Below are 11,166 nucleotides of genomic sequence, written 5' to 3'. Positions count from 1 at the left end.
ATACCGTGGGGTGGGTATTTATAAAAACCGGCGTTTGATTATTTTGTCTTAAAACAAAATGATATGTACAGGATATTTTTATGTTGCCTTTTAGCAAGCATTTTTTCCTCAGTAACAAAAGCCCAAACCATCGACGACAATATAGAAAAAGGTGTAAGACTGTACAATGAGATGAGGGCTTATGAGGGCAAACTGACTAATGCCACAACAAAGGATTCCAATATTACACGTCTTAAAAACTATATCGCAGAAGCAACGCCATTATTTTCGGGTGCCTTATCCGGCGGCACTGCAGAGCAGCAGAAAACTGCCCGTTATTTTGTTACGATGTTGCAGTACGAACTGGGTTTTGTATATGGTATGAAAGGAGAGAATTTTAAAGGCTACGATGTACTTAAAAAAATAGAAACCGACATCAGGTATTACAGCGACTCTGCTAATTTTCCATTACGTTATAAGTATACCGGTAAAGATTACGTGATAAAATATTCGAATTTTGCACCCACGGCCGCTGAATATTATACCGGCATGGGAGAGATATGTACCAATACAAAAAAATATGATGAAGCTGTAGGCTTTATGCAGCAGGTGATCAGTTTTCCTTATACCACGCCCTGGTTCAGGTATATTGCTGCCAATAAACTTTGGGAGAACAGGCGCTACCAGAATAAAAGAGATGAACAATACCTGCAGTTTACAATGATGGCATTGCAAATGTGCAGCAGGGTAGATACCATGTACCAGCGCCTGATACGTGAAAACGAATATGCCGGCATGCATGATTTTGCCGATACACTGGATAGATTGATACAGCAAAATCCTTCCTGGGGCAAAAAGGGAGTTGTGTACGCAACTGCAGCCACTTACTTTGATTCGGTTAAAGATAATACCGCAGCTATTGCATTTTACAGAAAAGCAATAGCACAAGACCTTAGTAATAAAAAATTGCTGAAACATGCTATTGATTTTGCGCTACGTACCAATAATGCCGGCTTTCAGATGGAAGTTTCAGTTGCTATTGCAACTGCCGCAGCTACTGAACCTGATGAAGTGATACGTAACCTGGATAAAGTTTTACGCCAGGTGGTTGCCAGTGCCAACGATCCTGCAAAACATTTCAGCGAAATGCGGGGTAAAAAAATGACGAGCAGGAGGCATAGCGGTAAAATATACCATGCCAGTGTTGAATTACCCGGGGCTATTGAAAGTTTTGTGACTGATTTTTTAGATAATAATGCGGCCAATTATTACTACTGGAAAAGTTTTATTGATGAAGAAGAACCGGCACAATTAAAAGGCAGGCTGAAAGAAAGATATAAGGCATTGTGTGATGAGATCAGCAGTATTTATCCTGATGCCGCCGTGATCTATCAATATAACAATGAGAATTATTTCCAGATAAAGCTCAACAAATCCACCACTATTGAACTGAATTATTATTATAACGAGGGATATAAAGATGTGATACTGCTTACTGTAATTTCATCTTATCCAAAATAAATACCGCTGGTATATAAATGAAATGTTAACTGCTGCCGCTACATTCTCAATATCGGCAGCCAGGCTTATATTTACGTTACCTAATCAACGTAAAATGCGCTATATCTTTTTTTTATTGGCATTGCTTGCCGTGTCGGCAGTTTCTAAAGGCCAGGGGGATAATAAAAAAACTGTATTTGATCTTTCTATTTTTAATGATGCCTCCAATCATTGGTATGCCATACCCGATAAAGGAACGGTGATTATGCCAAGGCCCGGGCATCCCCGCTATAAAGCAGATGAAATAACAGCTATTGCAGATAATATTTTATTATACCAGAAAGATAATGGCGGCTGGCCAAAGAATTATGATATGCAGGCCATACTTACCCCCGAACAACAGGATAGCCTGGTAAAAGCAAAAGCTGTTTTAAATACCACCTTCGATAACCGTACCACGTATTCGCATATCAGTTATCTTTCAAAAACGTATAGCTATACCACAGAAGAAAAATATAAAACTGCTGCAGTAAAAGGGTTAGAATATATATTAAAAGCGCAGTATAACAATGGTGGCTGGCCGCAGTATTATCCCTTAGAAGAAGGTTATAGCCGGCATATCACTTACAACGACGATGCCTTTGGAGGCATTATGTTGTTACTGAAAGATATTGCAGAGGATAAACAGGAATACCGTTTTATTGATGCTGTATTACGGGTACAATTACAAAAAGCTTATGATAAAGGATTGGACTGCATTTTAAAAACGCAGATCAACGATGCCGGTAAACCCACTGCCTGGTGCCAGCAATATGATGAAACCACTTTGCAACCAGCATGGGCAAGAAAATTTGAACCACCAAGTATATGTAATGGTGAGAGTGTGGAAGTAGTGTTGCTGTTGATGAGCATTAAAAGGCCCTCAGCAGCGGTTATTGATGCGGTACAAAATGCAGTAGTATGGTTTAATGAATCAAAGATCAACGGTATAAAAGTAGAAACTTTTGCTGCACCTGAAATGGTTACGCCATTCCGTATTTCTAAAACCGATAAACGTGTGGTGAATGATTCTACTGCGCCAGCAATATGGACACGCTATTACGAATTAAAGACACACCGGCCTTTATTCTGTAACCGGGATAGTAAAGTAGTGTATTCGCTCGCTGAAGTGGAAAGAGAAAGAAGAGATGGGTATGCCTGGTACACTTACGAACCTCAGAAGGTCTTGCAGAAATATCCACAATGGCAGCAGCAATTTGCGCCGGGTAAAAATGTATTGCATCATTAAGCAAAATATAATTATTTTCAGACTTCTTATTTACTTCAACTTTACTGTTCTGTAAAATGTGTGAATAATGTAACGCAAGTATTGAATTGTGTAACAAAAAAACTTCTAATGCACGCCATCTTTGCATCAGCAATTAGTACTTTAAAAAATTGAGCATACAGGCACCAGGTTTTGGAATGTGGCCCTTGATCTTTTCAGGGGCTATTTTTTTCAGGATGCAGGTTCGCCGGTTTTATAAAGCAACAATTGCTGCTAATCAATTAACTATTAAAACAATCAACAATGAAAAAGTATGTTACAGTGGCGATCGCCGCAATTTTAATCACGGCAACAGCCACAGCCCAAAAAGCCAATATTGGTATCAAAGCAGGATTGAATGTGTCAAATATCCATAACGACAATGACGTTAAATATGATACAAAAACTGGCGTGCATGTTGGCCTTATCGGGCATTTCCACCTTTCTAAAGAATTCGCAATACAACCAGAAATTGTTTATTCTCAGCAAGGAGCAAAATACACCATCGCTAATGTTGAATCTACACTTAAATTGGATTACATCAATGTACCGGTAATGTTTCAATATATGTTTGATAATGGGTTGAGATTGCAGGCAGGTCCGCAGGTAGGCTTTTTAGCAAGTGCTAAAGCTGATGCAAGCAATGGTCCTACAGCTGATGTTAAGAATGATTTTAAATCAGTTGATTTTGCAGTAGGTGTTGGCGCCGGTTATCTGTTTGTACCAACCGGATTTGGTATTGATGCAAGATATAACCTGGGGTTAAGCGATATCAGGAAAAATATTTCCGTTCAATCCACCAACAGGGGTTTCCAGTTAGGCGTATTTTATTTGTTCGGCAAATAAAAATAAATAATCAGGTACTTATTTAAATAGCAGGGTGGGCATTTTGCCTGCCCTTTTTTTATTGCAGTAATGATCCTTGTCATAATGCACTATGATAAAAATCAGCAGCGGGAGCAGAAGATACTTTTTATTTTGGGCAATAAAATTGTTTGCTATGAAAAAAACGTTCAGCATCAGCAGTCGTTCACTTACAGTTTTGCGCTGCAGCATTGGCCTCATTTATACCTGGTTTGGAATGCTGAAATTCTTTCATGGCTATAGCCCTGCCGAAGACCTGGCTGTTAACACCATACATAAATTAACAGCAGGATTGATACCTGCGCAAACCAGCCTTATTTTGTTAGCCTCCTGGGAAACCCTGGTGGGTACTTTATTACTGCTGGGCTTACAAACAAAAAAAGTGTTAGTGCTGATGGTACTGCATATGCTGTGTACTTTTACACCATTATTATTCTTTCCCGGGTTGTCTTTTAAGTTTTTGCCTTATGGGTTTACATTAGTAGGGCAGTACATTATGAAAAATATCATCATCCTCAGCGCAGCATGGATATTATGGCAGGCTATACCAGAGCAAGAACCATTGCCCATTGCCGATTAAATTAATTTACCATTCAGGCATAAAGGGCATATAGAAAATCATGAGAAGACTTTTTGCTATCACACCTATGGCCATATTTATATCAAAAATTGAAATTATTCCTGCTTAGCTATGGGTTACCTTATATGCACTTAATGCCTCTATGGTTCAAATCCCTTCCTTAGTTTTATGTATTGAGCGTTTATTAAATTAATATCTTTACCGGCAAAGATGTTGCCATGAAAAAAATATTTCCCTTTTTACTTTTACTCATTTCTTTTACTGCAAAAAGCCAGTTGGTCACCGATTCTGTTTTGATAGAACAGCATTACCGCACTTTCAGTTACAATATCCCCTCTGTTAATATTAAGAACGGCAGCCTCATGTTTCTGATGCATGGCTCCGGCGGCAGCAGCAGCGATATGATAAAACGCACTGCTAAACTGGAATCTTTATCTGCCAGCCAAAAATTGCTGGTGGTTTACCCCAACGGTTACCTGCATTACTGGAATGAATGCCGTAAATATTCCACCGCTGTTGCTAATAAAGAAAATATTAATGAACCGGCTTTTTTTGAAGCGATGATCAGCTATTTTCATACTAAATATAATATCAGCGAAAAGAAAATATTTGCTGCAGGTTTTTCCGGCGGGGGGCATATGGCTTATAAACTGGCCGCAACAATGCCTGATAAAATAAAAGCTATTGCAGCTGTGGTGGCAAATATGCCGGATAGCGCTTCCTGCGATTGTGTATTGGCGGGTAAAGCTAAGCCCGTACTTATTGTCAACGGTACAAAAGATGAAACCAATCCTTATAATGGTGGCGAAATGTTTGTGAACAATGCCAGCTTTGGTGTGGTACGCAGTACCGAAAATACATTTCATTACTGGGCATCATTAGCGGGCTATAATGGCGAACCGGTAAAAACTTTGTTACCTGATGCCGATCCCAATGATCAGAAAACTATTGAAGAGTATGATTACCGCCAGAAAAACAAACCCCCGGTTACGTTGTTAAAAGTAGTAGGCGGCCATCACGATTATCCTAACGATATTGATGTATATGTATTTGCCTGGGCATTTTTTAAATCAGTAAAATAACCGGTAATTATTTTCTTTTTAATTAAACTGCTTTAAACTACATTAGTATATCAATTGCCGCTATTTATTAAAAGCATTAATCACTATACCCGTATTTTATTCATTGCTCTGTTGGTAATGAGCAGCAGTACAATTGCGGCACACCACTGTACTGATTCTGTACCGCCTAAAAAAATAACCATCGTATTGCAATCTTTACAGGAGGCATTGGCAACCGATTCTGTTACCTGCACCATTCCTTTCAGCCGGGCAGGCAACCTCATCTTATTAAGAGCAAAGGCCGATACTACTGAAGGGAATTTTATTTTAGATACCGGTGCTCCGGGTCTGGTACTCAATATTACTTATTTCCGTGACTACACCAGCACTACAGATATTAACGAGGAACAAAGTGGCATTACCGGCAGCGCTTCCGGTGTAAAAAAAACACAGGTGGGAGAGCTTACCTTCGGTTGTATAAAAACCGGTTTGGAACAGGCCGACCTGCTTAGCCTTGGCCACCTGGAAAATACCAAAGGGGTAAAGATACTGGGGCTTATCGGCCTCTCTTTATTCAAACAGTTTGAAATGATCATCGATTACGAAAATAATTTACTGTACCTGCACCGTTATGCAAAAAAAATAGCTGCCATTTATAAAAATCCCATGCTGGAAGATACTTCTAAATACAGCGTGGTGCCCATTGAAATATGGAATAATAAAATGGTGGTACGTACTGTGATGGCAGGAAAAAAATTACGTTTGATCATTGATTCCGGTGCCGAATCCAATGTGCTGGACAGCCGCCTGCCCAACAAGATTTTTGAGAATGTGGAAGTATTAAGGCGTGTACAATTATTGGGAACCGGCGACAAAAAAGTAGATGCCCTGTATGGTAATTTAAACAACCTTACTATCGGCGACCAGAACACCGGCAGCCTTCCGGTACTCATTACCAATCTTGAAAAAACCTGCCTGGCAGATAATAGTTGTATTGACGGTATTTTAGGATTTGATTTCCTGTCTTTACATAAAATTGGGTTTAACTTTGTAAATAATAAAATGTACATCTGGAAATGAGGCGTTGTAATACGATACTATCCCATTGGTTAAAAGTTAGCAGCATACTATTGCTGTTGCTCTTTGCACAGCAGGCCCATGCACAGGTACCCGTTAGGTCCTACAGCATTAAAAATGGTAAAATGTTTATTACGGTAGGGAAAGATATCCCTCCGATTGCCCTGGATAGTTTTATTAAAAAATATGAATTGGCCGACCTGGACCTGCAACATTTTATAAAGAACAGCATTCCCGATTCATTGCACAAACTGGGCTGGACAGTTGATGTTAACAACAAGGAAGTTGTTGTCATCAGCAAACCATTATTCAGTGCAGCTGATATCAGCAATCCATTAGACAAGATCATTTTTACACCAAATGAAGGTGGCGATTTGGTGGTGCCGGCCAACCAGGTACATTTTGGTGCCAATAAATTTAAAAACAGACCAGCTTTTGCAGTGGCAGATTCTGTTGTTACTTTTTTCTTACGTGGACAAACGAATGCTGCTACCGTAAAATTAGCAGGCAGTTTTACCAATTGGCAAAACGGTGCATTGCCTATGAGCAAAACAGATAGTGGCTGGATAGCGTATGTAAAACTGGCTGCAGGCAAACACCTGTATAAATTTATTGTTGACAACACCTGGAGGATTGATAAAGATAATAACCTTGTAGAAAACGACGGCAGGGGTAACGACAACTCCGTGTATTTTAAAACCAATTATACGTTTACACTAAATGGTTATGCCAATGCCAGGAAAGTTTACCTGGCAGGTAGCTTTAATAACTGGCAGGAGAAGGATTTATTGATGCAACGTACCGCTACCGGCTGGAACCTGCCCGTGTACTTATCCGAAGGAACGCATACCTATCGTTTTATTGCCGATGGTAACTGGTTTATCGATCCTGCTAATCCTGATAAATTACCGAACGAATTCAACGATTATAATTCGGTGCTGCGGATAGGTAATCCTTATATATTTAAACTGGATGGCTTTTTAAACGCTAAACAAGTCGTCCTCTTGGGTTCATTCAACGAGTGGAGGGATAATGAGTTGCTGATGACCAAAACCGCCACCGGATGGCAACTGCCTTACACTCTCGGTCCTGGTAATTATGAATACCGGTTAAGTATAGACGGTAACCTTACTGCTGATGAAGTTACCAAAGGCAATTTGGCATTAGTGATCGCTCCTAATTTCACCTTCCGTTTAAAAGGTTTTGATAATGCTAAAACCGTTTGTGTTTCCGGGGATCTTAATAACTGGAATCCCACTTCTTTCCGCATGAAAAGAGTAGGTGATGAATGGATTTTTCCGGCGCACCTGAATAAGGGCAAGCACCGTTATAAATTTGTTGTTGACGGCAAATGGATACTCGACCCTGCCAATAAATTATGGGAACAGAATGAGCATAATACCGGTAATTCTGTTTTGTGGATAGAGGAGGAGCAATAACCTTTCTGTTGTTGATATAAGCTCTTGTGCAATTTTCTTTTCTACTTTTTCTTGATAAAAAAGGGCTGCGAAAAAAAAACTAAAAATTGTCTGTCGGGTGTAAAATGAAATTAGCTCGAACTTAGGTACAGTTGCCGGCTATGTGCGACTTACTAACAAAGAATAAATCCAAGCTTCAGTAACATCAATTTCATTTTTAAATCTCGCCAACCAATTTTCTTAACGCAATTTTTCCGAGGCCTATACTTCAAAACGCTTTGCTGAATAGGATGTAGTAGCACCATAAGTATGCCACTGCATTTAATTTCCACCAGTACCTGCGTAAGGCGCCTCTTTTTCTCCGGTACAGCCGAAGGCGGGATTGAAAAAATTCGCTTCAGCGATAATTTTTTCAAAGGGGAAAAAGTAGCGCCGGCGCAGGTACGCAGCCCGCCGGCTGTGGAGGCGAAAGTAACAATCTTAAAGAGCTTGTGAAAATGGAAAAGAAAATACAATAACCGGCATAAAAGTCAAAAAAAGCGAAAAAGAATTATTATCCAAAAAGCCCTGTATTTCAATGAACATTGATTCTTGAGCATTGAAAATTGAACATTTGTATTCATTACTCATGTAAAAAACCGCCAATCACATCCTCCCCAACCGCCTTTACCCAAACCCATACAACCACTGAACAAAAACACCGGAACCGAAAAGCATTGTTAAGCTATCTTCGCCACCAATGAAAAAAGCACTACCATTAATCGTATCAGTCTTATTATCAATCAGCGGCTTTGCACAAAAATCTACCTCAATACCAGCTACCAGTTTTAATATTACAGTAGTAGATAAAAATACACAAGCTATTGAGGGTGTTACTATAACATTGATTTCCGGAGATAAAATAATAAGTACAATGACTAGTGATGCCAGCGGAAATACCACTTTCATTAATATCAGTAAAGGCGCTTATACATTCAAACTTTCCCATACCGGTTACCAAACCATAACCACACAAGTTTACAACGTACCTACGGCCACCAACAAAATTGTGGTGGTACTGCCCAAAGAAACCACCACTTTACAGACCGTAAATATTACTTCCAAAAAGCCATTGATACAACAAAAAGAAGGCAAGACTATTATCAATGTAGAAGCAGCCGTAACCAATACAGGCACCACCATATTGGAAGTGCTGGAAAAATCACCCGGCGTAATGGTAGATAAAAATGGCGGCCTCAGCTTGCAGGGCAAGGCAGGCGTATTGGTGATGATTGATGATAAACCCACCTATTTATCCGGTGCCGACCTGAATAATTTACTCAGCAGCATGAGTTCCACACAGGTTGACCAGATAGAACTGATGCCCAACCCGCCGGCAAAATATGATGCCAGTGGCAATGCCGGTATCATCAATATCAAAACCAAAAAAAATAAAGTAAAGGGTTTTAACGGAACGGTTACACTAGCCGGTTCCCAGGGTGTATATCCAAAAAATAATAACAGCCTCCTCTTAAATTACCGCACCGGAAAATTCAATACCTTTTTTAATTATAGTGCTAACATCACTAAATACTTTACCGAAATTTATGCGCTGCGTAAATATTACGACCAGGGCAATGTTACCGCCATACTAGATCAACCCACTTATTTTTCGGGTACTGTAGTAAACCATACCATAAAAACAGGCATCGATTATTATGTAACACCCAACACAACGATTGGCCTTGTCCTCGGCGGCACAAGAGTAAAACGTAATGGCACCGGCGATGCTACCGCCACCTGGCTTAATGCAGCAGGCGCTGTGGATTCATCTGTTGCTACCAATGTGGTTAATGTAAGTCATTACAAAAGCAATTCACTTAATACCAACCTGCGCCTCGCTATCAACAAACAACAAGACCTTGCCATCGATCTCGATTGGTTAAGTTATCATATTACCAACCAGCAGCAATTCAATAATCATCTGCTTACTGCAGGCGGCTACAACCAGGCGGCAAGAGGTAATATTCCTACAACCATTACAATACTTTCTGCCAAAGCCGACTATACATTGCGCTTTGCAAAAAACAGTACGCTCTTATCCGGTTTTAAAACTTCTCATATCCGTACCGACAATACTGCTGCTTACCAAAACTTTGATGGCAGCAACTGGCAGGAAGATTATGGCAAGAGCAACCATTTTATTTACGAAGAAAATATAAATGCGCTGTACACCAGTATTGAAACCAAATACAAACGCTTTAGCATGCAGGCTGGCCTGCGTTACGAAGCCACAGGCTACGATGCCCGCCAGCTGGGCAATATACAGGTAAAGGATTCGGCCTTTAGCCGTAATTATGATGGGCTGTTCCCCGGTGGTTATATCAGTTACCAGGCAGACTCATCCAACAGTTTTACGTTTACGGCTGGCCGAAGAATTGACCGCCCCGCTTTTCAAACGCTTAATCCATTTACCTCCATCATCAATAAATATACCTTTCAGAATGGTAATCCTTTTATTGTACCACAATACAGCACCAACCTGGAGCTGAGCCATCAATACAAACAATTACTTACCACCACTATTGCCTACAGCATTATAAAAAATTATTTTTCCCAGATATTTTTAAATGATACCATTACCGGCCTGCTCTATTATTCGCAGGGCAATGTGGGCCGTACACATAATTTGGGATTGAGCACCATGCTTTCTGTAGCACCCACAAAATGGTGGAGCTTTACCCTGCAGGCATTGTACAACCATAAAGAATTAAAAGGCTTTAATGGCGATGCCAATTTTAAAAGTGATATCAACCAACTGAACCTGAACATGAGCAACCAGTTCAGCTTTGCTAAAATATACAATGGCGAGCTCAGCGGCTTTTATACCACCCGTGCCCGTAACGACCTGCAGGAAGAACTCTATCCCACCGGCCAGTTATCCCTTGGCGTTAGCCGCCCTGTTTTAAAAAAGAAAGGCACGCTTAAACTCAGCCTCCGGGATATCTTTTTTACCAACGTTATGGAAGGGCTTACACAATTCCCCAAAGCCACGGAATATTTTATTCTCCACCGCGACAGCCGTGTGATCAACCTTTCTTTTACTTACCGGTTTGGTAAAGCCTATAAAGCTACTAAGCGGAGTGGAGGCGGTGCAGGAGATGAGATGGAGAGGGTAGGGAACGGGTAGTGTGAATACAAATGTTCAATAATCAATTTTCAACGCTCAAGGTTCAATTAAATGCAGTGCATTCTTTTCCCCGTCTTCATCGTCATAAGCCGCATAGCTATGTGTGCATGCGTACCAGCAAATATTCCCAAGCCCGCTGCAACCAATCGCCAAAGGAAGATTGTTTTTGCTGTTGTGCGTAGTACTACATTACACTTTAATCGTTGCTGTTG

The 11,166-nt window shown here is 40.3% G+C and carries 9 protein-coding genes; all 9 read left to right on the top strand.

Annotated features, from left to right (window positions below):
* Positions 1 to 63: 63 nt before the first annotated feature.
* On the top strand, positions 64 to 1,500 hold the full coding sequence (locus tag ACQ334_RS14200) for a tetratricopeptide repeat protein (RefSeq protein ID WP_430988896.1): 1,437 nt from the start codon (positions 64 to 66) through the stop codon (positions 1,498 to 1,500).
* A 94-nt stretch (positions 1,501 to 1,594) separates the two neighbouring features.
* The gene (pelA, locus tag ACQ334_RS14195; RefSeq protein WP_430988895.1) at positions 1,595 to 2,767 is read left to right on the top strand and encodes a pectate lyase; all 1,173 of its coding nucleotides are present in this window, start codon (positions 1,595 to 1,597) and stop codon (positions 2,765 to 2,767) included.
* 282 nt (positions 2,768 to 3,049) lie between these two features.
* On the top strand, positions 3,050 to 3,631 hold the full coding sequence (locus tag ACQ334_RS14190; RefSeq protein WP_430988894.1) for a porin family protein: 582 nt from the start codon (positions 3,050 to 3,052) through the stop codon (positions 3,629 to 3,631).
* Positions 3,632 to 3,785: 154 nt separating this feature from the next.
* Entirely contained in the window at positions 3,786 to 4,229 is a 444-nt protein-coding gene (locus tag ACQ334_RS14185) for a DoxX family membrane protein (RefSeq protein ID WP_430988893.1), read from the top strand.
* Positions 4,230 to 4,447: 218 nt separating this feature from the next.
* Entirely contained in the window at positions 4,448 to 5,311 is an 864-nt protein-coding gene (locus ACQ334_RS14180) for an alpha/beta hydrolase family esterase (protein ID WP_430988892.1), read from the top strand.
* Between the two features lie 117 nt (positions 5,312 to 5,428).
* Complete coding sequence (locus tag ACQ334_RS14175) at positions 5,429 to 6,370, top strand: aspartyl protease family protein (protein ID WP_430988891.1); 942 nt, start codon at positions 5,429 to 5,431, stop codon at positions 6,368 to 6,370.
* Positions 6,367 to 7,806: a hypothetical protein gene (locus ACQ334_RS14170; protein ID WP_430988890.1), complete on the top strand. Its 1,440-nt coding sequence runs from the start codon at positions 6,367 to 6,369 to the stop codon at positions 7,804 to 7,806. Before ACQ334_RS14175 ends, ACQ334_RS14170 begins: the two co-directional genes overlap by 4 nt.
* Before the next feature lie 288 nt (positions 7,807 to 8,094).
* Positions 8,095 to 8,280, top strand: coding sequence for a hypothetical protein (locus ACQ334_RS14165; protein ID WP_430988889.1), 186 nt, complete (start codon positions 8,095 to 8,097; stop codon positions 8,278 to 8,280).
* Positions 8,281 to 8,524: 244 nt separating this feature from the next.
* Positions 8,525 to 10,954: an outer membrane beta-barrel protein gene (locus tag ACQ334_RS14160; protein ID WP_430988888.1), complete on the top strand. Its 2,430-nt coding sequence runs from the start codon at positions 8,525 to 8,527 to the stop codon at positions 10,952 to 10,954.
* The last annotated feature ends 212 nt before the right edge of the window (positions 10,955 to 11,166 follow it).

This window comes from Ferruginibacter sp. SUN106 (assembly GCF_050611765.1).
Taxonomy (GTDB): domain Bacteria; phylum Bacteroidota; class Bacteroidia; order Chitinophagales; family Chitinophagaceae; genus Ferruginibacter.
This window is presented reverse-complemented; position numbering and strand designations above follow the sequence as displayed.

Excerpts from the sequence above, each read along its gene's own strand:
- ACQ334_RS14200 (WP_430988896.1), top strand. The coding sequence starts at position 64 with ATGTACAGGATATTTTTATGTTGCCTTTTAGCAAGCATTTTTTCCTCA.
- pelA (WP_430988895.1), top strand. The coding sequence starts at position 1,595 with ATGCGCTATATCTTTTTTTTATTGGCATTGCTTGCCGTGTCGGCAGTT.
- ACQ334_RS14190 (WP_430988894.1), top strand. The coding sequence starts at position 3,050 with ATGAAAAAGTATGTTACAGTGGCGATCGCCGCAATTTTAATCACGGCA.
- ACQ334_RS14185 (WP_430988893.1), top strand. The coding sequence starts at position 3,786 with ATGAAAAAAACGTTCAGCATCAGCAGTCGTTCACTTACAGTTTTGCGC.
- ACQ334_RS14180 (WP_430988892.1), top strand. The coding sequence starts at position 4,448 with ATGAAAAAAATATTTCCCTTTTTACTTTTACTCATTTCTTTTACTGCA.
- ACQ334_RS14175 (WP_430988891.1), top strand. The coding sequence starts at position 5,429 with ATGAGCAGCAGTACAATTGCGGCACACCACTGTACTGATTCTGTACCG.
- ACQ334_RS14170 (WP_430988890.1), top strand. The coding sequence starts at position 6,367 with ATGAGGCGTTGTAATACGATACTATCCCATTGGTTAAAAGTTAGCAGC.
- ACQ334_RS14165 (WP_430988889.1), top strand. The coding sequence starts at position 8,095 with ATGCCACTGCATTTAATTTCCACCAGTACCTGCGTAAGGCGCCTCTTT.
- ACQ334_RS14160 (WP_430988888.1), top strand. The coding sequence starts at position 8,525 with ATGAAAAAAGCACTACCATTAATCGTATCAGTCTTATTATCAATCAGC.